Raw genomic sequence first — 26,479 nt, 5'->3', positions numbered from 1 at the left:
TCCGTACAACTGACGTGACCGGTACCATCGAACTGCCAGAAGGCGTAGAGATGGTAATGCCAGGCGACAACATCAAAATGGTTGTTACCCTGATCCACCCAATCGCGATGGATGACGGTCTGCGTTTCGCAATCCGTGAAGGCGGCCGTACTGTTGGTGCGGGCGTTGTAGCTAAAGTTCTGGGCTAATTACTCGTTAATTAGTTTTGAATAAAAAAAGGGCGCTTCGGCGCCCTTTTTTGTGTCCTGAATTCATTGCCCGTCACAATTATTCGCATTTTTTGTTAGCTGCCGGCGCGTCCAGGAACGGATGTGCTATTGTAATCATAATTATTCTCACTTACACTTTGATCATAAATTGAGCGGGAGTTTTTATGTACGTTTGTTTGTGTAATGGTGTGAGTGACAAAAAAATACGTCAGGCCGTTCGCCAGTTTCACCCTCAGTCTTTCCAGCAGCTTCGAAAATTTGTTCCAGTAGGAAATCAATGCGGTAAGTGCGTACGCGCGGCGCGCGAGATAATGCAGGACGAATTGACGCAGATCCCGGAATACAAAGAGATCGCCTGAGGCTCTATCTTTTTTTTGACATCCCTGTAGCCCCATCTACGCTTCAATAAGTGGAAGCGGAGGGACTATATAATGAAAGGTGATGTTAAAATCATAAGTTATCTCAATAAATTATTGGGAAATGAGCTTGTCGCAATCAATCAGTATTTTCTCCATGCGAGAATGTTCAAAAATTGGGGCCTGACGCGCCTCAATGATGTCGAATACCATGAATCCATCGATGAGATGAAACATGCCGATAAATACATCGAGCGTATTCTATTTCTCGAAGGTATCCCGAATTTGCAGGATCTCGCGAAGCTGGGTATTGGTGAAGATGTCGAAGAAATGCTGCAATCCGATCTCCGTCTTGAACTTGAAGGGGCGAAGGATCTTCGTGAAGCCATTGCCTACGCTGACAGCGTTCATGATTACGTCAGCCGTGACATGATGATCACCATTCTGGCTGACGAAGAGGGCCATATCGACTGGCTGGAAACCGAACTGGACCTCATCGGAAAAATTGGTTTGCAAAACTACCTGCAATCTCAGATAAAAGTGGCAGACTGAGTAAGCTCTGCCAACCCGACACTAAACCTGCTGCCGCCAGAAATGGGCCAAACGGTAGTGGGTTTTTATGTATCTGTTGTCCCGGTTTCATGACCATCTGAATCAGCACAAAGCTTATTGCCAGAATTGCAGCAGACAAGGCCATCGCCGGAAGAACGCACCAGCCGTGCCAGGCGCCTAACGCAGCAAGATACTTCACATCTCCATATCCTAGCCCTTCTCGTTTAAACACCATACGATAACCCCAATAAATACAGGCAAAGCCGATGTATCCCGCCATCGCACCCATTACGGCGCTGGCGAGAAAATCAGGATGGATCATGAGATGGAAAAGAAGGCCTGTCCAAAGTAATGGACAAAGGTATTTGTCGGGTAAAAGGCCTGAGCGGATATCTTCGCGCACCAGAAGACAGGTCAAGACTGCATAGAGCATCAGAAAGGGAAGGGCGGTTAGCATGGTTTAAGCCTCAGAAAGGATCGCAGCGCTATCCTCTTCCGGGCGTTATTGCAGGGCAAACAGCAAAAGTTGTCTTTGCGTGAAGCCTTCCAGCGAATCACGCTAGCTCGACATGCTTTGCAATCCGATGTCGAGCGGCTACGCAAAACCCACCACGAGAGTCTGTTTTATAAACTGTACTTGCGTTGTGGTCAGATTTACGTATAATGCGCGGGCTTGTCGTAATTGACAGCTGGTTCAATCTGAACCTGAGTAACACTGTTTTTCGTTACTCAACAATGCTCCCAATTGGGGGGCTACGTAAGAACGGTTACACTCTCCCATCAATCGTAATGGGTTTGAGTAGTAATCATTTTCGTTTATAAAATAATTGGAGCTCTGGTCTCATGCAGAACCAAAGAATCCGTATCCGCCTGAAAGCGTTTGATCATCGTCTTATCGATCAATCAACCGCGGAAATCGTCGAGACTGCTAAGCGCACTGGTGCGCAAGTCCGTGGTCCGATCCCGCTGCCGACCCGCAAAGAGCGTTTTACCGTTCTGATCTCTCCGCACGTTAACAAAGATGCGCGTGATCAGTACGAAATTCGTACTCATAAGCGTCTGGTTGACATCGTTGAGCCAACTGAGAAAACCGTTGATGCTCTGATGCGTCTGGATCTGGCTGCCGGTGTAGACGTGCAGATCAGCCTGGGTTAATCAGGTCATCGAGCGATTGAGAGGTTGAAACAATGATTGGTTTAGTCGGTAAAAAAGTGGGTATGACCCGCATCTTCACTGAAGATGGCGTTTCTATCCCAGTAACCGTAATCGAAGTTGAAGCAAACCGCGTTACTCAGGTTAAAGACCTGGCTAACGATGGCTACCGTGCTGTTCAGGTTACTACCGGTGCTAAAAAAGCTAACCGTGTAACCAAGCCGGAGGCTGGTCACTTCGCTAAAGCTGGCGTTGAAGCTGGCCGTGGTCTGTGGGAATTCCGTCTTGCTGAAGGCGAAGAGTTCACCGTAGGTCAGGACATTAGCGTTGAGCTGTTTGCTGAAGTTAAAAAAGTTGACGTAACCGGTACCTCTAAAGGTAAAGGTTTTGCTGGTACCGTTAAGCGCTGGAACTTCCGTACCCAGGACGCTACCCACGGTAACTCCTTGTCTCACCGCGTTCCGGGTTCTATCGGTCAGAACCAGACTCCGGGCAAAGTGTTTAAAGGCAAGAAAATGGCAGGTCAGCTGGGTAACGAACGTGTAACTGTTCAGAGCCTGGACGTAGTACGTGTTGACGCTGAGCGCAACCTGCTGCTGGTTAAAGGTGCTGTTCCCGGTGCAACCGGTAGCGACCTGATCGTTAAACCAGCTGTGAAGGCGTAAGGGGATAGCAATGGAATTAGTATTGAAAGACGCGCAGAGCGCGCTGACTGTTTCCGAAACTACCTTCGGTCGTGATTTCAACGAAGCGCTGGTTCACCAGGTTGTAGTTGCTTATGCAGCTGGTGCTCGTCAGGGTACTCGTGCTCAGAAGACTCGTGCTGAAGTAACTGGTTCCGGCAAAAAGCCGTGGCGCCAGAAAGGTACCGGCCGTGCGCGTTCAGGTTCTATCAAGAGCCCGATCTGGCGTTCCGGTGGCGTGACCTTCGCTGCTCGCCCGCAGGACCACAGTCAAAAAGTAAACAAAAAGATGTACCGCGGCGCGCTGAAAAGCATTCTGTCCGAACTGGTACGTCAGGATCGTCTGATCGTTGTCGAGACGTTCTCTGTAGAAGCGCCTAAAACTAAGCTGCTGGCACAGAAACTGAAAGACATGGCTCTGGAAGATGTGCTGATCATCACCGGTGAGCTGGACGAAAACCTGTTCCTGGCTGCGCGCAACCTGCACAAGGTTGACGTACGCGATGCAACTGGTATCGACCCGGTTAGCCTGATCGCCTTCGACAAAGTCGTAATGACTGCTGATGCTGTTAAGCAAGTTGAGGAGATGCTGGCATGATTCGTGAAGAACGTCTGCTGAAGGTGCTTCGTGCACCGCACGTTTCTGAAAAAGCGTCTGCTGCGATGGAAAAAACAAATACCATCGTTCTCAAAGTTGCTAAAGACGCGACCAAAGCAGAAATCAAAGCTGCTGTGCAGAAACTGTTTGAAGTCGAAGTCGAAGTCGTTAACACCCTGGTAGTTAAAGGGAAAGTTAAACGTCACGGACAGCGTATCGGTCGTCGTAGCGACTGGAAAAAAGCTTACGTCACCCTGAAGGAAGGCCAGAATCTGGACTTCGTCGGCGGCGCTGAGTAAGTCGGAGGAGTAATACAATGGCAGTTGTTAAATGTAAACCGACATCTCCGGGTCGTCGCCACGTCGTTAAAGTGGTCAACCCAGAGCTGCACAAGGGCAAACCTTTTGCTCCGCTGGTTGAAAAAAACAGCAAATCCGGTGGTCGTAACAACAATGGCCGTATCACCACTCGTCACATCGGTGGTGGTCACAAGCAGGCTTATCGTATTGTTGACTTCAAACGCAACAAAGACGGTATCCCGGCAATTGTTGAGCGTCTTGAGTACGATCCGAACCGTTCCGCGAACATCGCGCTGGTTCTGTACAAAGATGGCGAACGCCGTTACATCCTGGCCCCTAAAGGCCTGAAAGCTGGCGACCAGATTCAGTCTGGCGTTGATGCTGCAATCAAAGCAGGTAACACCCTGCCGATGCGCAATATCCCGGTTGGTTCTACCGTTCATAACGTAGAAATGAAACCAGGTAAAGGCGGTCAGCTGGCACGTTCCGCTGGTACTTACGTTCAGATCGTTGCTCGTGATGGTGCTTATGTCACCCTGCGTCTGCGTTCTGGTGAAATGCGTAAAGTAGAAGCAGACTGCCGTGCAACTCTGGGCGAAGTTGGCAATGCTGAGCATATGCTGCGCGTTCTGGGTAAAGCAGGTGCTGCACGCTGGCGTGGTGTTCGTCCTACCGTTCGCGGTACTGCGATGAACCCAGTCGACCACCCACATGGTGGTGGTGAAGGTCGTAACTTTGGTAAGCACCCTGTAACTCCATGGGGCGTTCAGACCAAAGGTAAGAAGACCCGCAGCAACAAGCGTACTGATAAATTTATCGTACGTCGCCGTAGCAAATAATTTTAGAGGATAAGCCATGCCACGTTCTCTCAAGAAAGGTCCTTTTATTGACCTGCACTTGCTGAAGAAGGTAGAGAAAGCGGTGGAAAGCGGAGACAAGAAGCCCCTGCGCACTTGGTCCCGTCGTTCAACGATCTTTCCTAACATGATCGGTTTGACCATCGCTGTCCATAATGGTCGTCAGCACGTTCCAGTCTTTGTTTCCGACGAAATGGTCGGTCATAAACTGGGTGAATTCGCACCGACTCGTACTTATCGCGGCCATGCTGCTGATAAAAAAGCGAAGAAGAAATAAGGTAGGAGGAAGAGATGGAAACTTTAGCTCAACATCGCCATGCTCGTTCTTCTGCTCAGAAGGTTCGCCTTGTTGCTGACCTGATTCGCGGTAAGAAAGTGTCGCAGGCCCTGGACATCCTGACCTATACCAATAAGAAAGCTGCGGTATTGGTCAAGAAAGTACTGGAATCTGCCATTGCTAACGCTGAACACAACGATGGCGCTGACATTGACGATCTGAAAGTTGCGAAAATCTTCGTAGACGAAGGCCCAAGCATGAAGCGCATTATGCCGCGTGCGAAAGGTCGTGCAGATCGCATCCTGAAGCGCACCAGCCACATTACTGTGGTTGTGTCCGATCGCTGAGACTCTGGAGACTAGCAATGGGTCAGAAAGTACATCCTAATGGTATTCGCCTGGGTATTGTAAAACCATGGAATTCAACCTGGTTTGCGAACACCAAAGAATTCGCTGACAACCTGGACAGCGATTTTAAAGTACGTCAGTACCTGACTAAGGAACTGGCTAAAGCGTCTGTATCTCGTATCGTTATCGAGCGTCCGGCTAAGAGCATTCGTGTGACTATTCACACCGCTCGCCCGGGTATCGTTATCGGTAAGAAAGGCGAAGACGTAGAAAAACTGCGCAAGGTCGTAGCGGATATCGCTGGCGTTCCTGCACAGATCAATATCGCTGAAGTTCGTAAGCCTGAACTGGACGCTAAATTGGTTGCTGACAGCATCACTTCACAGCTGGAACGTCGTGTTATGTTCCGTCGTGCTATGAAGCGTGCTGTACAGAATGCAATGCGTCTGGGCGCTAAAGGTATCAAAGTTGAAGTTAGCGGCCGTCTCGGCGGCGCGGAAATCGCACGTACCGAATGGTACCGCGAAGGTCGCGTACCGTTGCACACTCTGCGTGCTGACATCGACTACAACACCTCTGAAGCGCACACCACTTACGGTGTAATCGGCGTTAAGGTATGGATCTTCAAAGGTGAGATCCTGGGTGGTATGGCTGCTGTTGAACAACCGGAAAAACCGGCTGCGCAACCTAAAAAGCAGCAGCGTAAAGGCCGTAAATAAGGAGCGTCGCTGATGTTACAACCAAAGCGTACAAAATTCCGTAAAGTGCACAAAGGCCGCAACCGTGGTCTGGCGCAGGGTACGGATGTTAGCTTCGGCACTTTCGGTCTGAAAGCTGTTGGCCGTGGTCGTCTGACTGCACGTCAGATCGAAGCAGCACGTCGTGCAATGACCCGTGCAGTTAAGCGTCAAGGTAAAATCTGGATCCGTGTATTCCCGGACAAACCAATTACCGAGAAGCCGCTGGAAGTTCGTATGGGTAAAGGTAAAGGTAACGTGGAGTATTGGGTTGCCTTGATTCAGCCGGGTAAAGTCCTGTATGAAATGGACGGCGTACCGGAAGAGCTAGCCCGTGAAGCATTCGGCCTGGCAGCAGCGAAACTGCCGATTAAAACCACCTTTGTAACTAAGACGGTGATGTAATGAAAGCAAATGAGCTGCGTGAAAAAAGCGTTGAAGAGCTGAACGCTGAGCTGCTGAACCTGCTGCGTGAGCAGTTTAACCTCCGCATGCAGGCTGCAAGTGGCCAGCTGCAACAGACTCACCTGCTGAAGCAAGTGCGTCGTGATGTTGCACGCGTTAAGACTTTACTGACTCAGAAGGCGGGTGCGTAATGACCGATAAAATCCGTACTCTGCAAGGTCGTGTTGTTAGCGACAAAATGGAGAAATCCATTGTTGTTGCTATCGAACGCATTGTGAAACACCCGATCTACGGTAAATTCATCAAGCGTACGACCAAACTGCACGTACATGACGAGAACAACGAATGCGGTATCGGTGACGTGGTTGAAATCCGCGAATGCCGTCCGCTGTCCAAGACTAAGTCCTGGACGCTGGTTCGCGTTGTAGAGAAAGCCGTTCTGTAATACAGTTAGGCCTCTCAATACGAATACACGGCTCAGTAATGAGCCGTGTATTTTTTCTACCCATATTGTAGAACCGGTGTTATAATGCCGCGCCCTCGATATGGGGCTTTTCGACGACTCTGATTTTAGGGTCTCAGGTAGTAGTTGACATTAGCGGAGCACTAAAATGATCCAAGAACAGACTATGCTGACCGTCGCCGACAACTCCGGTGCACGTCGCGTAATGTGTATCAAGGTTCTGGGTGGCTCGCACCGTCGCTACGCAGGCGTAGGCGACATCATCAAGATCACCATCAAAGAAGCAATTCCACGTGGTAAGGTCAAGAAAGGTGATGTGCTGAAAGCGGTAGTGGTGCGCACCAGGAAGGGTGTTCGTCGCCCTGACGGTTCTGTCATTCGCTTCGATGGTAATGCATGCGTTATTTTAAACAATAACAGCGAGCAGCCTATCGGCACGCGTATCTTTGGGCCGGTAACTCGTGAACTTCGTACTGAAAAGTTCATGAAAATTATCTCTCTGGCACCAGAAGTACTCTAAGGAGCGAATCATGGCAGCGAAAATCCGTCGTGATGACGAAGTTATCGTGTTAACCGGTAAAGATAAAGGTAAACGCGGTAAAGTAAAAAATGTTCTGTCTTCCGGCAAGATCATTGTTGAAGGTATCAACCTGGTTAAGAAACATCAGAAGCCGGTTCCGGCCCTGAACCAACCAGGTGGCATCGTTGAAAAAGAAGCTGCAATTCAGGTTTCTAACGTTGCACTCTTCAACGCGGCAACCGGCAAGGCTGACCGTGTAGGCTTTAGATTCGAAGACGGCAAAAAAGTCCGTTTCTTCAAGTCTAACAGCGAAACTATCAAGTAATTTGGAGTAGTACGATGGCGAAACTGCATGATTACTACAAAGACGAAGTAGTTAGCAAACTCATGACTGAGTTTAACTACAATTCTGTCATGCAAGTCCCTCGGGTCGAGAAGATCACCCTGAACATGGGTGTTGGTGAAGCGATCGCTGACAAGAAACTGCTGGATAACGCAGCAGCTGATCTGACAGCAATCTCCGGTCAAAAGCCGTTGATCACCAAAGCACGCAAATCTGTTGCAGGCTTCAAAATCCGTCAGGGCTATCCGATCGGCTGTAAAGTAACTCTGCGTGGCGAACGCATGTGGGAGTTCCTTGAGCGCCTGATCTCTATTGCTGTTCCACGTATCCGTGACTTCCGTGGCTTGTCCGCTAAGTCATTCGATGGTCGTGGTAACTACAGCATGGGTGTCCGTGAGCAGATCATCTTCCCAGAGATCGACTACGATAAAGTCGACCGCGTGCGTGGTTTGGATATTACCATTACCACTACTGCGAACTCTGACGAAGAAGGCCGTGCTCTGCTGGCTGCCTTTGACTTCCCGTTCCGCAAGTAAGGTAGGGTTACTGAATGGCTAAGCAATCAATGAAAGCACGCGAAGTAAAGCGCGTAGCTTTAGCTGATAAATTCTTCGCTAAACGCGCTGAACTGAAAGCGATCATTTCTGATGTGAACGCTTCCGACGAAGATCGTTGGAACGCAGTTCTGAAGCTGCAGTCTCTGCCGCGTGATTCCAGCCCGTCTCGTCAGCGTAACCGCTGTCGTCAAACTGGTCGTCCGCACGCTTTCCTGCGGAAGTTCGGGTTGAGCCGTATTAAGGTCCGTGAAGCCGCTATGCGCGGTGAAATCCCGGGTCTGAAAAAGGCTAGCTGGTAATTGTCACCAATTGAATCACGGGAGTAAAGACAGATGAGCATGCAAGATCCGATCGCGGATATGCTGACCCGTATCCGTAACGGTCAGGCCGCGAACAAAGTTGCGGTCACCATGCCTTCCGCCAAGCTGAAAGTGGCAATTGCCAATGTGCTGAAGGAAGAAGGTTTTATCGAAGATTTTAAAGTTGAAGGCGACACCAAGCCGGAACTGGAACTTACTCTTAAGTATTTCCAGGGTAAAGCTGTTGTAGAAAGCATTCAGCGTGTCAGCCGCCCAGGCCTGCGCATCTATAAGAAAAAAGATGAGCTGCCTAAAGTTATGGCTGGTCTGGGTATCGCAGTTGTTTCTACCTCTAAAGGTGTTATGACTGATCGTGCAGCGCGCCAAGCTGGTCTTGGTGGCGAAATTATCTGCTACGTAGCCTAATCGGAGGAAAGAATGTCTCGTGTTGCTAAAGCACCGGTCGTCATTCCTGCCGGCGTTGATGTAAAAATCGACGGTCAGGTTATTACGATCAAAGGTAAAAACGGCGAGCTGACTCGTACCCTCAACAATGCTGTTGAAGTTAAACATGCAGATAATGCTCTGACCTTCGGTCCGCGTGATGGTTTCGTGGATGGATGGGCTCAGGCTGGTACCGCGCGTGCCCTGCTGAACTCAATGGTTGTTGGTGTTACCGAAGGCTTCACTAAAAAGCTTCAGCTGGTTGGTGTAGGTTATCGTGCAGCTATCAAAGGGAATGCAGTAGGCCTGTCTCTGGGCTTCTCTCACCCCGTTGAGCATCAGCTGCCTGCTGGTATCACTGCAGAATGTCCGTCTCAGACTGAAATCGTGCTGAAAGGCGCGGATAAACAGCTGATCGGTCAGGTTGCAGCAGACCTGCGCGCCTACCGTCGTCCTGAGCCTTATAAAGGCAAGGGTGTTCGTTACGCCGACGAAGTCGTGCGTACCAAAGAGGCTAAGAAGAAGTAAGGTAACACTATGGATAAGAAATCTGCTCGTATCCGTCGTGCGACCCGCGCACGCCGCAAGCTCAAAGAGCTGGGTGCAACTCGCCTGGTGGTACATCGTACCCCGCGTCATATTTACGCACAGGTCATTGCACCAAACGGTTCTGAAGTTCTGGTAGCTGCTTCTACTGTAGAAAAAGCTATTACTGAACAATTGAAGTACACCGGTAACAAAGACGCTGCTGCAGCTGTCGGTAAAGCTGTTGCTGAACGCGCTCTGGAAAAAGGCATCAAAGTCGTGTCCTTTGACCGTTCCGGGTTCCAATATCATGGTCGTGTCCAGGCACTGGCAGATGCTGCCCGTGAAGCTGGCCTTCAGTTCTAAGGTAGAGGTGTAAGATGGCTCACATCGAAAAACAAGCTGGCGAACTGCAGGAAAAGCTGATCGCGGTTAACCGCGTATCTAAAACCGTTAAAGGTGGTCGTATTTTCTCCTTCACAGCTCTGACTGTTGTTGGTGATGGTAATGGTCGCGTTGGTTTTGGTTACGGTAAAGCGCGTGAAGTTCCAGCAGCGATCCAGAAAGCGATGGAAAAAGCCCGTCGCAATATGATTAACGTCGCGCTGAACCACGGCACCCTGCAACACCCTGTTAAAGGTGTTCACACGGGTTCTCGTGTCTTCATGCAGCCGGCTTCAGAAGGTACCGGTATTATTGCCGGTGGTGCAATGCGCGCCGTTCTCGAAGTCGCTGGAGTTCATAACGTTCTGGCTAAAGCATATGGTTCCACCAACCCGATTAACGTGGTTCGTGCAACTATTGATGGCCTGGAAAATATGAATTCTCCAGAAATGGTCGCTGCCAAGCGTGGTAAATCCGTTGAAGAAATTCTGGGGTAATTGACCATGGCAAAGACTATTAAAATCACTCAAACCCGCAGTGCAATCGGTCGTCTGCCGAAACACAAGGCAACGCTGCTTGGCCTGGGTCTGCGTCGTATTGGTCATACCGTTGAGCGTGAGGATACTCCCGCTGTACGTGGTATGGTCAACGCGGTTTACTTCATGGTTAAAGTTGAGGAGTAAGAGATGCGTTTAAATACTCTGTCTCCAGCCGAAGGCTCTAAAAAGGCGGGTAAACGCCTTGGTCGTGGTATCGGTTCTGGCCTCGGTAAAACCGGTGGTCGTGGTCACAAAGGTCAGAACTCTCGTTCTGGCGGTGGCGTACGTCGCGGTTTCGAGGGTGGCCAGATGCCACTGTACCGTCGTCTGCCGAAATTCGGTTTCACCTCTCGCAAATCAGCGATTACAGCGGAAATCCGTCTGTCTGACCTGGCGAAAGTTGAAGGCGGCGTTGTAGACCTGAACACGCTGAAAGCAGCAAACATTATCGGTATCCAGATCGAGTTCGCGAAAGTGATCCTGGCTGGTGAAGTAACTACTCCGGTAACTGTTCGTGGCCTGCGTGTTTCTAAAGGCGCTCGTGCTGCTATCGAAGCTGCTGGCGGTAAAATTGAGGAATAAGTAGCAGATGGCTAAGCAACCGGGATTAGATTTTCAAAGTGCCAAGGGTGGATTTGGCGAACTGAAACGCAGACTTTTGTTTGTAGTTGGTGCGCTGATCGTTTTCCGTATTGGCTCTTTTATTCCGATCCCTGGTATCGATGCCGCTGTACTTGCCAAACTGCTTGAGCAACAGCGAGGCACCATCATTGAGATGTTTAACATGTTCTCTGGTGGTGCTCTCAGCCGTGCTTCTATCTTTGCACTGGGTATCATGCCGTATATTTCGGCATCTATTATTATCCAGCTGCTGACGGTCGTTCATCCGGCCTTGGCAGAGCTGAAGAAAGAAGGGGAGTCTGGTCGTCGTAAGATCAGCCAGTACACCCGTTATGGCACTCTGGTGCTGGCAATATTCCAGTCGATCGGTATTGCTACCGGTTTACCGAATATGCCTGGTATGCAGGGCCTGGTTATTAACCCGGGCTTTGCATTCTATTTCACCGCTGTTGTAAGTCTGGTCACAGGGACTATGTTCCTGATGTGGCTCGGCGAACAGATTACTGAGCGAGGTATCGGTAACGGTATCTCAATCATTATCTTCGCCGGTATCGTTGCGGGACTCCCGCCAGCCATTGCCCATACGATCGAGCAAGCGCGTCAAGGCGACCTGCACTTCCTCCTGTTGCTATTGGTTGCAGTATTAGTATTTGCAGTGACGTTCTTTGTTGTCTTCGTTGAACGTGGTCAACGCCGCATTGTGGTGAACTACGCGAAACGTCAGCAGGGTCGTCGTGTCTATGCTGCACAGAGCACACATTTACCGCTGAAAGTGAATATGGCCGGGGTTATCCCAGCAATCTTCGCTTCCAGTATCATTCTGTTCCCAGCAACCATCGCGTCATGGTTCGGGGGCGGAACCGGTTGGAACTGGCTGACAACAATTTCGCTGTATTTGCAGCCTGGGCAACCGCTTTATGTGTTACTCTATGCGTCTGCAATCATATTCTTCTGTTTCTTCTACACGGCGTTGGTCTTCAACCCGCGTGAAACAGCAGATAACCTGAAGAAGTCCGGTGCATTTGTACCAGGAATTCGTCCGGGAGAGCAAACGGCGAAGTATATCGATAAAGTAATGACTCGTCTGACTTTGATTGGCGCGTTGTACATTACTTTTATCTGCCTGATCCCGGAGTTCATGCGTGATGCAATGAAAGTACCGTTCTACTTCGGTGGGACCTCACTGCTTATCGTTGTTGTCGTGATTATGGACTTTATGGCTCAAGTGCAAACTCTGATGATGTCCAGTCAGTATGAGTCTGCCTTGAAGAAGGCGAACCTGAAAGGCTACGGCCGTTAATTGGTCGCCCGAGAAGTTACGGAGAGTAAAAATGAAAGTTCGTGCTTCCGTCAAGAAATTATGCCGTAACTGCAAAATCGTTAAGCGTGATGGCGTCATCCGCGTGATTTGCAGTGCCGAGCCGAAACATAAACAGCGTCAAGGCTGATTATTTCGCATTTTTTTCTTGCAAAGTTGGGTTGAGCTGGCTAGATTAGCCAGCCAATCTTTTGTATGTCTGTACGTTTCCATTTGAGTATCCTGAAAACGGGCTTTTCAGCATGGTGCGTACATATTAAATAGTAGGAGTGCATAGTGGCCCGTATAGCAGGCATTAACATTCCTGATCAGAAACATGCTGTGATCGCATTAACTTCGATCTATGGCGTCGGCAAGACCCGTTCCAAAGCCATTCTGGCTGCAGCGGGTATCGCTGAAGATGTTAAGATCAGTGAGCTGTCTGAAGAACAAATCGACACGCTGCGTGACGAAGTTGCCAAATTTGTCGTTGAAGGTGATCTGCGCCGTGAAGTTAGCATGAGCATCAAGCGCCTTATGGACCTTGGTTGCTATCGCGGTTTGCGTCATCGTCGTGGTCTCCCGGTTCGCGGTCAGCGCACCAAGACCAACGCACGTACCCGTAAGGGTCCGCGCAAACCGATCAAGAAATAATCGGGGTGATTGAATAATGGCAAAGGCACCAATTCGTGCACGTAAACGTGTAAGAAAACAAGTCTCTGACGGCGTGGCTCATATCCATGCTTCTTTTAACAACACCATCGTTACTATTACTGATCGTCAGGGTAACGCATTGGGTTGGGCAACAGCCGGTGGTTCCGGTTTCCGTGGTTCTCGCAAATCTACTCCGTTCGCAGCCCAGGTTGCAGCAGAGCGTTGTGCAGAAGCCGTAAAAGAATACGGCATCAAGAATCTGGAAGTTATGGTTAAAGGTCCGGGTCCGGGTCGCGAATCAACTGTTCGTGCTCTGAACGCCGCTGGTTTCCGCATCACTAATATTACTGATGTGACTCCGATCCCTCATAACGGTTGTCGTCCGCCGAAAAAACGTCGCGTATAACGCTTACGTTTTCTAGGATTGTTGGAGATAGAAAATGGCAAGATATTTGGGTCCTAAGCTCAAGCTGAGCCGTCGTGAGGGCACCGACTTATTCCTTAAGTCTGGCGTTCGCGCGATCGATACCAAGTGTAAAATTGAACAAGCTCCTGGCCAGCACGGTGCGCGTAAACCGCGTCTGTCTGACTATGGTGTGCAGTTGCGTGAAAAGCAAAAAGTTCGCCGTACCTACGGTGTGCTGGAGCGTCAGTTCCGTAACTACTATAAAGAAGCAGCACGTCTGAAAGGCAACACCGGTGAAAACCTGTTGGCTCTGCTGGAAGGTCGTCTGGACAACGTTGTTTACCGTATGGGCTTCGGCGCTACTCGTGCTGAATCACGCCAACTGGTTAGCCATAAAGCAATCATGGTAAACGGTCGTGTTGTTAACATCGCTTCTTATCAGGTTAAAGCGAACGACGTTGTTAGCATTCGTGAGAAAGCGAAAACGCAATCTCGCGTGAAAGCCGCTCTGGAGCTGGCTGAGCAGCGTGAAAAGCCAACCTGGCTGGAAGTTGATGCTGGCAAGATGGAAGGCACGTTCAAGCGTCAGCCAGAACGTTCTGATCTGTCTGCGGACATTAACGAACACCTGATCGTCGAGCTTTACTCCAAGTAAAGCTTAGTACCAAAGAGAGGACACAATGCAGGGTTCTGTGACAGAGTTTCTAAAACCGCGCCTGGTAGATATCGAGCAAGTGAGTTCGACGCACGCCAAGGTGACCCTTGAGCCTTTAGAGCGTGGCTTTGGCCATACTCTGGGTAACGCACTGCGCCGTATTCTGCTCTCATCGATGCCGGGTTGCGCGGTGACCGAAGTTGAGATTGATGGTGTACTTCATGAGTACAGCACCAAAGAAGGCGTTCAGGAAGATATCCTTGAAATCCTGCTCAACCTGAAAGGGCTGGCGGTGAGAGTTCAGGGGAAAGATGAAGTTATTCTTACTCTGAATAAATCTGGCATTGGCCCTGTGACTGCAGCCGACATTACCCATGATGGTGATGTCGAAATCGTCAAGCCGCAGCACGTGATCTGCCACCTGACCGATGAGAACGCAGCTATTAGCATGCGTATCAAAGTTCAGCGCGGTCGTGGTTATGTGCCGGCTTCTGCCCGAATTCATTCGGAAGAAGATGAGCGCCCAATCGGCCGTCTGCTGGTCGACGCATGTTACAGCCCTGTAGAGCGTATTGCCTACAATGTTGAAGCAGCGCGTGTAGAACAGCGTACCGACCTGGACAAGCTGGTCATCGAAATGGAAACCAATGGCACAATCGATCCTGAAGAGGCGATTCGTCGTGCGGCAACCATTCTGGCAGAACAACTTGAAGCTTTCGTTGACTTACGTGATGTTCGTCAGCCGGAAGTTAAAGAAGAGAAACCAGAGTTCGATCCGATCCTGCTGCGCCCTGTTGACGATCTGGAATTGACTGTCCGCTCTGCTAACTGCCTCAAGGCAGAAGCTATCCACTATATCGGTGATCTGGTACAGCGTACCGAGGTTGAGTTGCTGAAAACGCCTAACCTGGGTAAAAAATCTCTTACTGAGATTAAAGACGTGCTGGCTTCACGTGGTCTGTCTCTGGGTATGCGCCTGGAAAACTGGCCACCAGCAAGCATTGCTGACGAGTAACCGGATCACAGGTTAAGGTTTTACTGAGAAGGATAAGGTCATGCGCCATCGTAAGAGTGGTCGTCAACTGAACCGTAACAGCAGCCATCGCCAGGCTATGTTCCGCAACATGGCAGGTTCACTGGTTCGTCATGAGATCATCAAGACGACCCTGCCTAAAGCGAAAGAGCTGCGTCGCGTAGTTGAGCCGCTGATTACTCTTGCCAAGACTGACAGCGTTGCTAATCGTCGTCTGGCATTCGCCCGTACTCGTGATAACGAGATCGTGGCAAAACTGTTTAACGAACTGGGCCCGCGTTTCGCGAGCCGTGCCGGTGGTTACACTCGTATTCTGAAGTGTGGCTTCCGTGCAGGCGACAACGCTCCGATGGCATACATCGAGCTGGTTGATCGTTCTGAATCGAAAGCAGAAGCTGCTGCAGAGTAATCTGTAGTAACGTAAAAGAACCCGCTTCGGCGGGTTTTTTTATATCCCCTGAATCATCCTTTCTCTACACTGTCTGAATCCACTCTTATACTTCGGAGTTTTACGATGTGGCTGCTTGATCAATGGGCAGAACGTCATATCCTGGATGCCCAACGTAAAGGCGAGTTTCGCGATCTTCCAGGCTCTGGCCAACCGCTTACACTTGATGATGATACCCTGATTCCCGCTGAATTACGGTCGGGCTATCGATTGTTAAAAAATGCCGGTTGCCTTCCTCCAGAGCTCGAAAATCGTAAGGATGCGTTGGCTCTGGCTGATTTGCTTAAAGGCATTGAACCTGGCGATCCTGAAGCGCAGGAAATCCGTCGACGGTTGGCGCTTGTTGAGCTTAAATTGCAGCAAGCCGGAGTGAATACCGATTTCCTGCATGGTCAATATTCGGATCGTTTGTTTAAAACAATCAAAGGAGATTGCTAATGTATCGCATTGGGGAACTTGCGAAGCTCGCAGACGTTACGCCAGACACTATCCGCTACTATGAAAAGCAGCAGATGATGGAACATGAGGTTCGCACGGAAGGTGGTTTTCGGCTTTACACTGAAAAGGATCTTCAGCGACTCAAGTTCATCCGCTATGCGCGACAGCTCGGTTTTACGCTGGAATCGATCAGAGAACTGCTTTCGATCCGCATCGATCCTGAACACCACACCTGTCAGGAATCGAAAAGCATCGTTCAGGCTAGGTTAACGGAAGTGGAGGCGAGAATTGAAGAGCTACAAACCATGCAGCGTTCACTGCAGCGTCTTAATGATGCGTGTTGCGGTACGGCACATAGCAGTCTCTACTGTTCAATACTCGAAACACTCGAACAAGGTGCCAGTGGTATACCGCGTGGCTGTTGATTTTTAAAATGAGTGGATCTACACTCACGCCGATTTTACTTACAATCTGGAGATATTATGAGCCGCTATCAGCATACGAAGGGGCAAATTCAGGATAATGCCATTGAGGCTTTGTTACATGATCCACTGTTTCGCCAGCGGGTCGAAAAGAATAAAAAAGGGAAGGGAAGTTATCTGCGTAAAGGAAAACATGGCAAACGGGGTAACTGGGAGGCCAGTGGCAAGAAAGTGATTCACTTTTTTACCACTGGCCTTCTGGCTTTATGCGCCTGATTACTGGCGACTGTTCTGCTCTTTCAATAGATCGCGAATTTCAGTCAGTAAAACTTCTTCTTTTGTCGGTGCCGGTGGTGCCGCTGCCGGTTCTTCTTTTTTACGGTTCAATTTATTAATCAGCTTAATCGCCATAAAGATTGCGAAGGCAACAATCAAAAAGTCGAAAATATTCTGAATAAATACGCCATAGTGCATCACGACTGCAGGGATATCGCCTTGTGCATCTCTCAGAGTTAAGGCAAATTGTTTGAAATCGACACCACCAATTAAAAGCCCTAACGGTGGCATAATGATATCGGCAACCAGAGATGAAACAATCTTGCCGAATGCTGCACCAATAATCACACCCACTGCCAAATCTACTACATTCCCGCGCATCGCAAATTCGCGAAATTCTTTAATTACACTCATTTTATTCTCCTTGAGCCAGCTAACGATCCTAAGTTTAACAAATCATTAGCCAATTTCCATTGAGGATAAATATTCGTTATGAAAAATTAAGCATTATAAAATAGAGGGTTAATAAAAAAGGCGCCCGAATGAGCGCCTTTCACCATTACAGGAAGAATGGACTTGGCTGGAACAGGCGTTCGACGTCGGTAATAAACTTTTTATCTGTCAGGAACATAATGACGTGATCGCCCTGTTCGATGCGCAAATTATCATTAGCGATCATGACATCATTCCCGCGCACCACGGCACCGATTATTGTGCCTGGCGGCAGTTTAATTTCGTCAATGGCTCGGCCAACAACGCGAGAGGTGGTTTCATCCCCGTGAGCGACGGCTTCAATTGCCTCGGCAACGCCACGACGGAGGGAGGAAACGCCGACAATATCCGCTTTACGGACATGGCTTAACAGCGCTGAAATGGTTGCCTGCTGTGGTGAGATGGCAATATCAATGACGCTGCCTTGTACCAAATCGACATAGGCCCGGCGCTGAATGAGCACCATGACTTTTTTGGCACCCATACGTTTTGCCAGCATGGCCGACATGATATTGGCCTCATCGTCATTGGTAACGGCAATGAACAGATCAACTTGATCAATATGTTCTTCCGCCAGCAATTCCTGATCCGATGCGTCGCCATAAAACACGATCGTATTCTGTAGTTTTTCTGCCAGCTCTGCAGCGCGCTGTTGATCGCGTTCGATCAACTTTACGCTGTAATCTTTTTCAAGCCGGTGCGCCAGACCAGCACCAATATTCCCGCCGCCTACCAACATGATGCGTTTATAGGGTTTTTCCAGACGCTGGAGTTCGCTCATTACGGCGCGGATATGCTGCGAGGCAGCAATGAAGAACACTTCATCTCCGGCTTCGACAATGGTGGAGCCTTGCGGGCGAATGGGACGGTCATGGCGGAATATCGCCGCCACACGCGTATCAATATGGGGCATATGCTCGCGCATGGTGGAGAGTGCATTACCAATCAGCGGACCACCGTAGTAAGCCTTCACAACCGCCAGACTGACTTTCCCCTCGGCAAAGTTCACAACCTGCAGTGCGCCAGGATATTCAATCAGACGGTAAATACTGTCGATAACCAGTTGTTCTGGGGCGATAAGATGATCAATCGGTACCGCTTCAGAATTGAAAAGCTTTTCTGCATCACGGACGTAATCCGGTGAGCGAATACGTGCAATTCGGTTCGGGGTGTTGAATAACGAATAGGCGACCTGGCAGGCGACCATATTTGTTTCATCCGAACTGGTCACCGCGACCAACATGTCCGCATCGTCAGCGCCCGCTTCGCGAAGCACGCGCGGATGCGAACCGTGCCCCTGCACTACGCGTAGATCGAATTTATCCTGCAATCCCCGCAGCCGATCGCCATTGGTGTCGACGATCGTGATGTCGTTATTTTCGCCCACCAGGTTTTCGGCCAGCGTGCCGCCGACCTGCCCTGCGCCCAGAATGATTATCTTCATAGCTTGCGACCCGTTTTCAACATCACGCTTTGATTAGCTTAGCGTAAAAGAAGCCATCACCTTCTTCCGCTCCCGGCAGGTTTTGGATTCCCGGAACATCGGCTGTGCCCGTCATGTGTAACGCAGCATCAGGAGTACGTTTCAGGAATGCGGCAATCTGCTGGGCGTTTTCTTCCGGAAGAACAGAGCATGTTGCATAGACCAACGTTCCGCCAGACTTCAGATGCGGCCAGACTGCATCAAGGATTTCGCTTTGCAGCTGAGCCAGCTCATTGATATCGCGATCCCGGCGCAGCCATTTGATATCCGGATGACGACGAATCACACCGGTTGCCGAGCAAGGGGCGTCCAGCAGAATACGATCAAACTGTTCGTCGCCGCACCACTGGGAAGGGGTACGTCCGTCACCTTGCTTGACTTCCGCTTTCAGGCCCAGGCGTTTCAGGTTGTCATATACACGGGACAGTCGCTGCTCGTCCACGTCGACAGCCAATACTTTAGCCTGTGGCGCAGCTTCAAGAATATGCGTCGTTTTACCGCCTGGAGCGGCGCACAGATCGAGAATACGTTCGCCGTTTTGTGGCGCAAGCCAAGTGATACATCCCTGCGCGGAGGCGTCCTGAACGGTAACCCAACCTTGGTCAAAACCAGGCAATGCTTGCACAGGGGCAGGGGATGCCAGACACACTGCATCGGGGTAGGCGTCATGCGTAAAACCGCTCATTTCAGCGTGTTCAAGCAGAGCCAACCATTCATCGCGAGTATGGTGGATGCGGTTAACTCGTAGCCACATTGGTGGGCGTTGATTGTTGGCGTCAACAATGGATTCCCATTGTTGCGGATAGGCTTTTTTCAGGCGCTTAAGCAGCCATTCCGGATGCAGAAAACGTTGTTCGGACTGGTTGAACTCTGCCACCAGTTCTTCCTGCTGACGCTGGAACTGGCGCAATACACCGTTGATCAGCCCTTTCAACTGCGGACGCTTAATCGCCACGGCGCCTTCAACGGTCTCTGCCAGAGCGGCGTGAGGGGGAATGCGCGTATGGAGCAGCTGGTAGAATCCGACCATAATCAAATAGTGGATAGTGCGCTGTTTACCCGTCATTGGTCGGGACATCAGCTTGTTAATTAGCCACTCCTGCTGCGAGAGCGTACGCAGTACGCCAAAGCACAGTTCCTGGAGAAGAGCTTTGTCTTTATCAGACACTTTCTGCTGAAGCGGCGGCAAGATATTGCTCAGCGATTGACCTTGTTCGACCACTTTCTCAATGGCCTGTGCAGCCATGCTGCGAAGATTTAGTTTTTTCATAACCGCAAAAATAAAAATGCCCGGAAACTCCGGGCTTTTGGATTAAATGTATTTAGCCGAGATGTTTACCCGGCGTAAACCACTCGCGACGGGAATTCAGCAGGTCCTGTGCGCTCATTGCTTTTTTACCGGCGGGCTGGAGCGACTCAAGATTCAGGATCCCTTCGCCCGTTGCAACCTGAATACCCTGTTTATTTGCATCAATGATTGTGCCGAGTTCCGCGCGGGAGTCGCCATCAATGACCGATGCTTTCCAGATTTTCACTGGCTGCTCGTCGATGGTCAGCCAGCTCATCGGCCACGGGTTAAATGCGCGGATGCAACGTTCAAGTTGGGCAGCAGAAAGTGACCAGTCGAGCTGCGCCTCTTCTTTACTGAGCTTTTCAGCATAGGTGACAAGTGATTCATCCTGAACTTCAGGCTGGGTTTTGCCGTCGGCCAGTTGCTGCAACGTCTCAATAAGACCCTGCGGACCGAGATCAGCCAGCTTGTCGTACAGCGTTGCACTGGTATCTTCTGGAGTGATAGGGCATGCCAGTTTGTACAGCATATCTCCCGTATCCAATCCTACGTCCATCTGCATGATGGTGACGCCGGTTTCGTTATCTCCCGCCCAGAGCGAACGCTGAATAGGTGCGGCCCCGCGCCAGCGTGGGAGAAGAGAACCATGCACATTGATGCAGCCCAGACGCGGCATATCCAGAACCGCTTTTGGCAGAATTAATCCGTAGGCTACGACAACCATGACATCGGCATTCAGTTCTGAGACAAGCTGCTGATTTTCCTGAGGATGTAAAGATACAGGCTGGAAAACGGGCAAGCCATGCTCTTCGGCCAGTACTTTAACCGGGCTCGGCATCAGCTTCTTACCACGGCCTGCAGGACGATCCGGTTGAGTGAATACACCGACAACCTGGTGACCCGATGATAACAGCGCGTCCAGGTGACGCGCTGCGAAGTCCGGGGTTCCCGCGAAGATAATGCGTAACTTTTTAGACACGTTATTCCTTGTATCCGGGGGGCACGTTATGCGCGAGTGCGCATACGATCCAGTTTCTCGACTTTCTGACGAATACGCTGCTGCTTCAGTGGAGAGAGGTAATCGATAAACAGTTTACCGACCAGATGATCCATCTCGTGCTGAATACAGATTGCCAGAAGATCGTCTGCTTCCAGTTCAAACGGGTTGCCGTCACGATCAAGCGCGCGGATTTTCACTTTCTCGGCGCGAGGCACCAGCGCACGCTGTTCAGGAATGGACAAACAGCCTTCTTCGATTCCTGTTTCGCCGCTCTTCTCGAGCAGTTCCGGGTTGATCAACACCAGACGATCTTCGCGATTCTCTGAAACATCAATCACGATAATACGTTTGTGGATATTCACCTGGGTCGCCGCGAGGCCGATGCCTTCTTCAGCGTACATCGTATCGAACATATCATCGACGATACGTTGAATTTCTGCATTCACTTCTTTTACCGGTTCAGCAACAATGCGAAGGCGCTCGTCCGGGATATGTAAAACTTGCAAAACTGCCATAAATTTCCAGAGCCGTTGTTCAGGAGTTGAAAAGATTATTACCTCTATTCTAGACAAATCCCCCTCTGATTGACAGCATCGGTGACCAATCGCAAGGATTGCTGGAGCCGCTTATGGCAGGGAATAGGATGACTTCCACTGAGATATGGTTACGTCTAATCAACATTGGGGATTTGTGTGGCGATACGATGTTGATGGCTGCGCAACGTTTGACGCGACGAGAGAATATTGATGAAGCAGTACTGACAGAGGCGGGCCTGACGAAAAAGCAGGCCAGTAAATTTATGAGCATGAAAGAAGCTGACCTTGAACGCTCGCTTACATGGCTCGAAATTCCCGGGCATTATCTCATTTGCGCAGATAACCCACTCTATCCTCAGCGGTTACGAACCCTGTCTGATTACCCAGGGGCTTTATTCATTAAAGGCAATGTTGATGTGCTGAATAGCGTTCAACTGGCGGTGGTCGGTAGCCGTTCACCTTCCTGGTATGGTGAGAGATGGGGCAAGATTTTCTGTGAGCATCTGGCAAGATGTGGATTCACTATCACCAGCGGACTGGCGCGCGGGATTGATGGTGTTGCCCATCGGGCTGCGCTCTCGGTTCAGGGGAAAAGTATTGCCGTTCTTGGCAATGGCCTGTTCAGTGTTTACCCCCCTCGTCATGTCTCTCTTGCCCAGAGCATTATTGACGCTGAGGGCGCGGTGATATCTGAGTTTTCGCTCGCCACTTCGCCGTGGCCTGCTAATTTCCCCCAGCGTAATCGTATTATTAGCGGCTTGAGTCAGGGCGTCCTGGTTGTTGAGGCGGCGCAACGGAGTGGATCGCTGGTCACCGCTCGATGTGCCATGGAGCAGGGGCGAGAAGTCTTTGCGTTGCCCGGCCCCATTGGCAATCCCGGTTGTGAAGGGCCGCATTGGCTCATCAAGCAAGGCGCGACGCCTGTGACCAGCCCAGAGGAAATCCTGGAAAATTTGCAATATGGGCTAACCTGGATCCCAGATGAGCCTGAAAAATCACTTTATTCATCAGATCAGGAGGAGGTGGCATTGCCATTTCCTGAGCTCCTGGCTAACGTAGGAGATGAGGTAACACCTGTTGACGTTGTCGCTGAACGTGCCGGCCAATCTGTGCCTGTGACGGTAGCACAGCTACTCGAACTGGAGTTAGCAGGATGGATCGCAGCTGTACCCGGCGGCTATGTCCGATTGAGGAGGGCAAGCCATGTTCGACGTACTGATGTATTTGTTTGAGACTTACATCCATAACGAAGCTGAAATGCGCGTGGATCAGGATCGGCTGACGCGGGATCTTACCGATGCAGGATTTGAACGGGAAGATATCTATAACGCCTTAATGTGGCTAGAAAAGCTGGCTGATTATCAGGAAGGCCTTGTCGAACCCATGCAGCTCGCTTCTGATCCGCTGTCTGTTCGTATTTTTACGGCTGAAGAGTGTGAAAGGCTGGATGCCAGTTGCCGGGGATTTATCTTATTCCTGGAACAGATTCAGGTGCTAAACCTCGAAACCCGAGAGATGGTGATAGAGCGCGTCATGGCGCTGGATACGGCAGAATTTGAACTGGAAGATCTCAAATGGGTGATTCTGATGGTTCTGTTTAATATTCCGGGCTGTGAAAATGCCTATCAGCAAATGGAAGAATTACTCTTTGAAGTGAATGAAGGTATGCTGCATTAATTCATCTATGTAGCTCCAAGAGTTGTTATGGCCAAATCAGCACTGTTTACGGTGTCTAATAACGAGCCCTGCCCACAGTGTGGGGCTAATCTAGTCATCCGGTCCGGGAAACACGGTCCGTTTCTCGGTTGTTCACACTATCCAGAATGTGATTATGTCCGTCCCCTGAAGAGTCAGGCGGACGGGCATATCGTTAAAATTCTGGAGGGGCAGCTATGCCCGGTCTGTGGTGCTGCTCTGGCATTACGTCAGGGGCGCTTCGGTATGTTTATCGGCTGTAGCCACTACCCTGAATGTAGCCATACCGAGCAGATTGATAAACCAGATGAGACCGCGATTGCCTGTCCCCAGTGCCAACAGGGACAGCTGGTTCAGCGTCGTTCCCGTTTCGGTAAAACATTCCATTCCTGCGATCGCTATCCTGAATGCCAGTTCGTTATCAATTTCAAACCAGTAGCGGGGATTTGCCCTCACTGCGATTATCCGCTGCTCATCGAGAAAAAAACGGCGCAGGGCATTAAACTGTTCTGTGCCAGTAAACAATGTGGAAAGCCGGTTTCGGCGGATTAAACCTGTGAAGAATAAATTAACATCGGACTCCATTGCCCGTGCGCTGGAAGTCTTGAGAAAAGAAGAAGTCATCGCCTATCCAACGGAAGCTGTATTTGGGGTCGGATGCGATCCTGACAGCGAATTGGCCGTTACGCGTCTATTAGAACTGAAGCAAAGACCGGTTGAAAAGGGACTGATCCTGATTGCCGCAAACTTTGAGCAACTCAAGCCTTACATTGATGATTCGATGTTGAACGAGGCGCAGCGAGAGACTATTTCTGCGGCATGGCCTGGTCCAGTCACCTTTGTTTTCCCGGCGCTGCCGACCACGCCGCGTTGGCTGACGGGGCGCTTTGATTCTCTTGCTGTGCGTGTTACCGATCATCCGCTGGTGGTTGAGCTGTGTCAGACTTTTGGTAAGCCGCTGGTTTCTACCAGTGCCAATCTGACAGGGCTGCCACCTTGCCGCACATCGCAAGAAGTGCTTGCCCAATTTGGTGATGATTTCCCGGTGGTTATCGGTGAAACGGGTGGTCGTCTGAATCCATCGGAAATTCGCGATGCGCTAACCGGCGAGCGCTTTCGCCAGGGGTAATAGGATGGATAAGTACGCGGTTTTTGGTAATCCAATAGCTCACAGCAAGTCACCGTTCATTCATCAGCAATTTGCTGAACAGCTGCAAATCGATCATCCCTATGGCCGCGTTCTGGCACCGGTCGATAATTTTGTACCGACGCTGAATGCTTTTTTTGACGCGGGCGGCAAAGGGGCCAACATCACCGTGCCCTTTAAAGAAGAGGCATTCGCCCGAGCGGATGAGTTAACCGAGCGCGCCTCCCTTGCCGGGGCGGTGAATACCCTCAAGCGACTGGAGGATGGACGCCTGCTGGGTGACAACACCGATGGTATTGGCTTATTAAGCGATCTCGAAAGACTCTCTTTTATTAAGAAGGGTTTTCGTATTCTGCTGATTGGCGCGGGCGGTGCCTCTCGCGGCGTATTGTTGCCACTTCTTTCTATGGATTGTGCTGTCACGATCACTAACCGCACGTTCTCCCGGGCAAAAGAATTGGCTACGCTTTTTGCCCACACGGGCAGCGTGAACGTGGTGGCAATGGAAGATCTGGGTGAGCATGAATTTGATCTCATCATTAATGCGACATCCAGCGGGATCGCTGGCGATGTACCAGCGCTACCTTCTTCAATAATCAGCCCTCACATTTATGTCTATGACATGTTCTATCAAAAGGGCAAAACGCCTTTCCTGAGCTGGTGTGAAGAACGCGGCGCGAAGCATCTTGCCGACGGCTTGGGCATGCTGGTGGGGCAAGCGGCACATGCTGTTCTGCTTTGGCATGGCGTATTACCCGCAGTAGAACCCGTTATTGAAAAACTGAAACAGGAATTGCTGGCATGAACCAGGCGATTCATTTTCCGGACAGGGAAGTCTGGAACGACAGCAAACAGGCAGTCTGTTTTCCGGTATTGGTTAACGGTATGCAGATGACCTGCGCTATTACGGGCGAGTTATTGCTAAGGCGTTTTGGCGGGACGATACCGCTGGAGGTCTTCAGGGATCATCGCTGGGATCTTGAAGAAGAAGCCAGCGATATGATCCGTAACGAGCAAGAAGATGATCAAGGGTGGGTGTGGTTTTCCTGATCCAGGTAGTCGTCTTTCCATTTGACGTAGTTATTCGCCGAATATTTCAGCCCTTCGATTTCCGTCTCTTTTAACCGACGGATCTGTTTTACCGGGCTGCCTAAATAGAGATAGCCGCTTTCCAGGCGTTTGTTTTGTGGGACGAGACTCCCGGCGCCTATCATTACATCGTCTTCTACGACTACCCCATCCAGCAGAATAGATCCCATCCCCACGAGTACCCGGTTGCCAATAGTGCAGCCGTGTAACATCACTTTATGACCGACAGTGACCTCTTCTCCAATAATGAGGGGATTACCTTCTGGGTTATAGGACGACTTATGGGTAACGTGTAAAACGCTACCGTCCTGAATATTGGTGCGCGCGCCGATCGTCACGTAATTCACATCACCCCTGATCGCGACGAGCGGCCAGATGCTGACATCATCATCCATTCTGACATCGCCGATGAGTACGCTACTGGGATCGATCATCACGCGTTCCCCCATTTTCGGGAACAGATCTTTATAGGGACGGAGTACTGCAGACATATCAACCTCGACTGATGAGCTTATACAGAAGATTTTGATCATATTATGCAGCATGGAGGGGGGTTAAATGCGTCAATTTTTAAGCAGATCGGGCAGGATCTCATCGAAAAGCGTGGAAAAGCAGCAGTCAGGAAAAAAGATCTAAAAAACGCTTGTGCTAAAAACTGGGATCCCTATAATGCGCCTCCATCGACACGGCAGATGTGAATCACTTCACACAAACAGCCGGTTCGGTTGAAGAGAAAAAAATCCTGACATTCAGGGTTGACTCTGAAAGAGGAAAGCGTAATATACGCCACCTCGCAACGGTGAGCGAAAGCCGCGTTGCACTGCTCTTTAACAATTTATCAGACAATCTGTGTGGGCACTCAAAGTGACATGGATTCTAAACGTCGAAAGACGCTAAATGAATACCAAAGTCTCTGAGTGAACATACGTAATTCATTACGAAGTTTAATT

The 26,479-nt window shown here is 50.2% G+C and carries 47 protein-coding genes; 40 read left to right on the top strand and 7 right to left on the bottom strand.

All coding sequences use genetic code 11. The features are described 5' to 3' along the window. The 3 genes from ETG88_RS21075 to bfr form a co-directional block, all read left to right on the top strand. A partial coding sequence (locus ETG88_RS21075) for an EF-Tu C-terminal domain-related protein (protein WP_000308341.1) occupies window positions 1-188 on the top strand: 188 nt, incomplete at its 5' end. A 185-nt stretch (window positions 189-373) separates the two neighbouring features. After that, the gene (gene bfd, locus ETG88_RS21070; RefSeq protein ID WP_015960719.1) at window positions 374-568 is read left to right on the top strand and encodes a bacterioferritin-associated ferredoxin; all 195 of its coding nucleotides are present in this window, start codon (window positions 374-376) and stop codon (window positions 566-568) included. 72 nt (window positions 569-640) lie between these two features. Next, complete coding sequence (gene bfr / locus ETG88_RS21065) at window positions 641-1,117, top strand: bacterioferritin (RefSeq protein WP_129036322.1); 477 nt, start codon at window positions 641-643, stop codon at window positions 1,115-1,117. Here the strand turns inward: bfr and ETG88_RS21060 are convergent. After that, window positions 1,059-1,574 (bottom strand): prepilin peptidase, encoded by a 516-nt coding sequence (locus ETG88_RS21060; RefSeq protein WP_129036321.1) that lies wholly within the window; start codon window positions 1,572-1,574, stop codon window positions 1,059-1,061. The genes bfr and ETG88_RS21060 overlap by 59 nt on opposite strands. Window positions 1,575-1,960: 386 nt before the next feature. Between ETG88_RS21060 and rpsJ the strand changes: the two genes are divergently transcribed. From rpsJ to arfA, 31 genes are all read left to right on the top strand, one after another. Beyond that, the gene (gene rpsJ / locus ETG88_RS21055; protein ID WP_001181005.1) at window positions 1,961-2,272 is read left to right on the top strand and encodes a 30S ribosomal protein S10; all 312 of its coding nucleotides are present in this window, start codon (window positions 1,961-1,963) and stop codon (window positions 2,270-2,272) included. 32 nt (window positions 2,273-2,304) lie between these two features. After that, entirely contained in the window at window positions 2,305-2,934 is a 630-nt protein-coding gene (rplC, locus tag ETG88_RS21050; protein WP_016538466.1) for a 50S ribosomal protein L3, read from the top strand. Window positions 2,935-2,944: 10 nt separating this feature from the next. Then, on the top strand, window positions 2,945-3,550 hold the full coding sequence (rplD, locus tag ETG88_RS21045) for a 50S ribosomal protein L4 (RefSeq protein ID WP_015960716.1): 606 nt from the start codon (window positions 2,945-2,947) through the stop codon (window positions 3,548-3,550). Further along, complete coding sequence (gene rplW, locus ETG88_RS21040; protein ID WP_004868363.1) at window positions 3,547-3,849, top strand: 50S ribosomal protein L23; 303 nt, start codon at window positions 3,547-3,549, stop codon at window positions 3,847-3,849. The genes rplD and rplW overlap by 4 nt, the downstream gene beginning before the upstream one ends. 17 nt (window positions 3,850-3,866) lie before the next feature. After that, complete coding sequence (gene rplB, locus ETG88_RS21035) at window positions 3,867-4,688, top strand: 50S ribosomal protein L2 (RefSeq protein ID WP_042312092.1); 822 nt, start codon at window positions 3,867-3,869, stop codon at window positions 4,686-4,688. Window positions 4,689-4,704: 16 nt separating this feature from the next. Next, window positions 4,705-4,983 carry a 30S ribosomal protein S19 gene (gene rpsS, locus ETG88_RS21030; RefSeq protein ID WP_001138115.1) on the top strand — a complete coding sequence of 93 codons (279 nt, stop codon included), beginning with the start codon at window positions 4,705-4,707 and terminating at the stop codon, window positions 4,981-4,983. A 14-nt stretch (window positions 4,984-4,997) separates the two neighbouring features. Beyond that, window positions 4,998-5,330, top strand: coding sequence for a 50S ribosomal protein L22 (rplV, locus tag ETG88_RS21025; RefSeq protein ID WP_002919773.1), 333 nt, complete (start codon window positions 4,998-5,000; stop codon window positions 5,328-5,330). A gap of 17 nt (window positions 5,331-5,347) precedes the next feature. Then, window positions 5,348-6,049, top strand: a complete 702-nt coding sequence (gene rpsC / locus ETG88_RS21020; RefSeq protein ID WP_000529945.1) for a 30S ribosomal protein S3 — start codon at window positions 5,348-5,350, stop codon at window positions 6,047-6,049. Between the two features lie 12 nt (window positions 6,050-6,061). Continuing rightward, window positions 6,062-6,472, top strand: coding sequence for a 50S ribosomal protein L16 (gene rplP, locus ETG88_RS21015; RefSeq protein ID WP_002919759.1), 411 nt, complete (start codon window positions 6,062-6,064; stop codon window positions 6,470-6,472). Then, complete coding sequence (rpmC, locus tag ETG88_RS21010) at window positions 6,472-6,663, top strand: 50S ribosomal protein L29 (RefSeq protein ID WP_032614707.1); 192 nt, start codon at window positions 6,472-6,474, stop codon at window positions 6,661-6,663. The genes rplP and rpmC overlap by 1 nt, the downstream gene beginning before the upstream one ends. Further along, a complete protein-coding gene (rpsQ, locus tag ETG88_RS21005) occupies window positions 6,663-6,917 on the top strand; it encodes a 30S ribosomal protein S17 (protein WP_006817275.1) in 255 nt (84 codons plus the stop codon). Before rpmC ends, rpsQ begins: the two co-directional genes overlap by 1 nt. A 166-nt stretch (window positions 6,918-7,083) precedes the next feature. After that, window positions 7,084-7,455, top strand: coding sequence for a 50S ribosomal protein L14 (gene rplN, locus ETG88_RS21000; RefSeq protein WP_015960712.1), 372 nt, complete (start codon window positions 7,084-7,086; stop codon window positions 7,453-7,455). Window positions 7,456-7,465: 10 nt separating this feature from the next. After that, on the top strand, window positions 7,466-7,780 hold the full coding sequence (rplX, locus tag ETG88_RS20995) for a 50S ribosomal protein L24 (RefSeq protein ID WP_016538464.1): 315 nt from the start codon (window positions 7,466-7,468) through the stop codon (window positions 7,778-7,780). Between the two features lie 14 nt (window positions 7,781-7,794). Continuing rightward, window positions 7,795-8,334: a 50S ribosomal protein L5 gene (gene rplE / locus ETG88_RS20990; protein ID WP_015960710.1), complete on the top strand. Its 540-nt coding sequence runs from the start codon at window positions 7,795-7,797 to the stop codon at window positions 8,332-8,334. A 14-nt stretch (window positions 8,335-8,348) separates the two neighbouring features. Continuing rightward, complete coding sequence (gene rpsN, locus ETG88_RS20985) at window positions 8,349-8,654, top strand: 30S ribosomal protein S14 (RefSeq protein ID WP_015960709.1); 306 nt, start codon at window positions 8,349-8,351, stop codon at window positions 8,652-8,654. 33 nt (window positions 8,655-8,687) lie between these two features. Further along, window positions 8,688-9,080 carry a 30S ribosomal protein S8 gene (rpsH, locus tag ETG88_RS20980; RefSeq protein WP_006178918.1) on the top strand — a complete coding sequence of 131 codons (393 nt, stop codon included), beginning with the start codon at window positions 8,688-8,690 and terminating at the stop codon, window positions 9,078-9,080. A gap of 12 nt (window positions 9,081-9,092) precedes the next feature. Further along, entirely contained in the window at window positions 9,093-9,626 is a 534-nt protein-coding gene (gene rplF / locus ETG88_RS20975) for a 50S ribosomal protein L6 (protein ID WP_100778650.1), read from the top strand. 9 nt (window positions 9,627-9,635) lie between these two features. After that, entirely contained in the window at window positions 9,636-9,989 is a 354-nt protein-coding gene (rplR, locus tag ETG88_RS20970; protein WP_015960708.1) for a 50S ribosomal protein L18, read from the top strand. Between the two features lie 14 nt (window positions 9,990-10,003). Then, window positions 10,004-10,504: a 30S ribosomal protein S5 gene (gene rpsE / locus ETG88_RS20965; RefSeq protein ID WP_002438697.1), complete on the top strand. Its 501-nt coding sequence runs from the start codon at window positions 10,004-10,006 to the stop codon at window positions 10,502-10,504. 6 nt (window positions 10,505-10,510) lie between these two features. Next, window positions 10,511-10,690 (top strand): 50S ribosomal protein L30, encoded by a 180-nt coding sequence (gene rpmD / locus ETG88_RS20960; RefSeq protein WP_003863301.1) that lies wholly within the window; start codon window positions 10,511-10,513, stop codon window positions 10,688-10,690. A gap of 3 nt (window positions 10,691-10,693) precedes the next feature. Continuing rightward, window positions 10,694-11,128 (top strand): 50S ribosomal protein L15, encoded by a 435-nt coding sequence (gene rplO / locus ETG88_RS20955; RefSeq protein ID WP_100778651.1) that lies wholly within the window; start codon window positions 10,694-10,696, stop codon window positions 11,126-11,128. 7 nt (window positions 11,129-11,135) lie between these two features. Further along, window positions 11,136-12,467 (top strand): preprotein translocase subunit SecY, encoded by a 1,332-nt coding sequence (gene secY / locus ETG88_RS20950; protein WP_095283665.1) that lies wholly within the window; start codon window positions 11,136-11,138, stop codon window positions 12,465-12,467. 31 nt (window positions 12,468-12,498) lie between these two features. Then, on the top strand, window positions 12,499-12,615 hold the full coding sequence (gene rpmJ / locus ETG88_RS20945; RefSeq protein ID WP_000868187.1) for a 50S ribosomal protein L36: 117 nt from the start codon (window positions 12,499-12,501) through the stop codon (window positions 12,613-12,615). A gap of 146 nt (window positions 12,616-12,761) precedes the next feature. Beyond that, on the top strand, window positions 12,762-13,118 hold the full coding sequence (gene rpsM / locus ETG88_RS20940; RefSeq protein WP_003031135.1) for a 30S ribosomal protein S13: 357 nt from the start codon (window positions 12,762-12,764) through the stop codon (window positions 13,116-13,118). Window positions 13,119-13,134: 16 nt separating this feature from the next. Further along, a complete protein-coding gene (gene rpsK / locus ETG88_RS20935) occupies window positions 13,135-13,524 on the top strand; it encodes a 30S ribosomal protein S11 (RefSeq protein ID WP_003031137.1) in 390 nt (129 codons plus the stop codon). A gap of 34 nt (window positions 13,525-13,558) precedes the next feature. After that, window positions 13,559-14,179, top strand: coding sequence for a 30S ribosomal protein S4 (gene rpsD, locus ETG88_RS20930; protein WP_100778652.1), 621 nt, complete (start codon window positions 13,559-13,561; stop codon window positions 14,177-14,179). Window positions 14,180-14,204: 25 nt separating this feature from the next. Continuing rightward, entirely contained in the window at window positions 14,205-15,194 is a 990-nt protein-coding gene (locus ETG88_RS20925; RefSeq protein WP_002919219.1) for a DNA-directed RNA polymerase subunit alpha, read from the top strand. A 40-nt stretch (window positions 15,195-15,234) separates the two neighbouring features. Continuing rightward, complete coding sequence (gene rplQ / locus ETG88_RS20920; protein ID WP_001216372.1) at window positions 15,235-15,621, top strand: 50S ribosomal protein L17; 387 nt, start codon at window positions 15,235-15,237, stop codon at window positions 15,619-15,621. Between the two features lie 105 nt (window positions 15,622-15,726). Continuing rightward, window positions 15,727-16,098, top strand: a complete 372-nt coding sequence (locus ETG88_RS20915; RefSeq protein WP_129036320.1) for a DnaJ family domain-containing protein — start codon at window positions 15,727-15,729, stop codon at window positions 16,096-16,098. Continuing rightward, a complete protein-coding gene (zntR, locus tag ETG88_RS20910) occupies window positions 16,098-16,523 on the top strand; it encodes a Zn(2+)-responsive transcriptional regulator (RefSeq protein WP_100778654.1) in 426 nt (141 codons plus the stop codon). The genes ETG88_RS20915 and zntR overlap by 1 nt, the downstream gene beginning before the upstream one ends. A 57-nt stretch (window positions 16,524-16,580) precedes the next feature. Further along, window positions 16,581-16,796 carry an alternative ribosome-rescue factor ArfA gene (gene arfA / locus ETG88_RS20905; RefSeq protein WP_100778655.1) on the top strand — a complete coding sequence of 72 codons (216 nt, stop codon included), beginning with the start codon at window positions 16,581-16,583 and terminating at the stop codon, window positions 16,794-16,796. Here arfA and mscL read toward each other — a convergent pair whose 3' ends face one another. From mscL to def, 5 genes are all read right to left on the bottom strand, one after another. After that, window positions 16,797-17,210 (bottom strand): large-conductance mechanosensitive channel protein MscL, encoded by a 414-nt coding sequence (mscL, locus tag ETG88_RS20900; protein ID WP_129036319.1) that lies wholly within the window; start codon window positions 17,208-17,210, stop codon window positions 16,797-16,799. Window positions 17,211-17,355: 145 nt separating this feature from the next. Further along, window positions 17,356-18,732 carry a Trk system potassium transporter TrkA gene (gene trkA, locus ETG88_RS20895; protein ID WP_100778657.1) on the bottom strand — a complete coding sequence of 459 codons (1,377 nt, stop codon included), beginning with the start codon at window positions 18,730-18,732 and terminating at the stop codon, window positions 17,356-17,358. A 22-nt stretch (window positions 18,733-18,754) separates the two neighbouring features. Beyond that, window positions 18,755-20,041, bottom strand: a complete 1,287-nt coding sequence (rsmB, locus tag ETG88_RS20890) for a 16S rRNA (cytosine(967)-C(5))-methyltransferase RsmB (protein ID WP_129036318.1) — start codon at window positions 20,039-20,041, stop codon at window positions 18,755-18,757. 52 nt (window positions 20,042-20,093) lie between these two features. Beyond that, window positions 20,094-21,041, bottom strand: coding sequence for a methionyl-tRNA formyltransferase (fmt, locus tag ETG88_RS20885; RefSeq protein ID WP_129036317.1), 948 nt, complete (start codon window positions 21,039-21,041; stop codon window positions 20,094-20,096). Window positions 21,042-21,067: 26 nt separating this feature from the next. Further along, entirely contained in the window at window positions 21,068-21,577 is a 510-nt protein-coding gene (gene def, locus ETG88_RS20880; protein ID WP_100778660.1) for a peptide deformylase, read from the bottom strand. A gap of 128 nt (window positions 21,578-21,705) precedes the next feature. Between def and dprA the strand changes: the two genes are divergently transcribed. From dprA to ETG88_RS20850, 6 genes are read left to right on the top strand one after another with little or no spacing between them, the layout of a single operon-like run. Next, a complete protein-coding gene (gene dprA, locus ETG88_RS20875) occupies window positions 21,706-22,830 on the top strand; it encodes a DNA-protecting protein DprA (protein WP_129036316.1) in 1,125 nt (374 codons plus the stop codon). Then, a complete protein-coding gene (gene smg, locus ETG88_RS20870) occupies window positions 22,802-23,275 on the top strand; it encodes a DUF494 family protein Smg (RefSeq protein WP_102105788.1) in 474 nt (157 codons plus the stop codon). The genes dprA and smg overlap by 29 nt, the downstream gene beginning before the upstream one ends. Before the next feature lie 27 nt (window positions 23,276-23,302). Further along, window positions 23,303-23,845 carry a DNA topoisomerase family protein gene (locus ETG88_RS20865; RefSeq protein ID WP_100778662.1) on the top strand — a complete coding sequence of 181 codons (543 nt, stop codon included), beginning with the start codon at window positions 23,303-23,305 and terminating at the stop codon, window positions 23,843-23,845. Between the two features lie 4 nt (window positions 23,846-23,849). Next, entirely contained in the window at window positions 23,850-24,422 is a 573-nt protein-coding gene (gene tsaC, locus ETG88_RS20860) for an L-threonylcarbamoyladenylate synthase type 1 TsaC (RefSeq protein ID WP_187469909.1), read from the top strand. Window positions 24,423-24,426: 4 nt separating this feature from the next. After that, the gene (aroE, locus tag ETG88_RS20855; RefSeq protein WP_129036314.1) at window positions 24,427-25,245 is read left to right on the top strand and encodes a shikimate dehydrogenase; all 819 of its coding nucleotides are present in this window, start codon (window positions 24,427-24,429) and stop codon (window positions 25,243-25,245) included. Next, a complete protein-coding gene (locus ETG88_RS20850; protein WP_129036313.1) occupies window positions 25,242-25,490 on the top strand; it encodes a DUF1488 family protein in 249 nt (82 codons plus the stop codon). The genes aroE and ETG88_RS20850 overlap by 4 nt, the downstream gene beginning before the upstream one ends. On the opposite strand, the gene ETG88_RS20845 is transcribed toward ETG88_RS20850, so the two are convergent. Continuing rightward, window positions 25,466-26,020 carry a gamma carbonic anhydrase family protein gene (locus ETG88_RS20845; RefSeq protein WP_100780805.1) on the bottom strand — a complete coding sequence of 185 codons (555 nt, stop codon included), beginning with the start codon at window positions 26,018-26,020 and terminating at the stop codon, window positions 25,466-25,468. The genes ETG88_RS20850 and ETG88_RS20845 overlap by 25 nt on opposite strands. Window positions 26,021-26,479 lie beyond the last annotated feature (459 nt).

This window comes from Lelliottia nimipressuralis, from assembly GCF_004115925.1.
In the GTDB taxonomy this organism is placed as follows: domain Bacteria; phylum Pseudomonadota; class Gammaproteobacteria; order Enterobacterales; family Enterobacteriaceae; genus Enterobacter; species Enterobacter nimipressuralis.
Note: the sequence above shows the minus strand (reverse complement) of the source record. Positions and strands in the feature narration are given on the sequence as shown.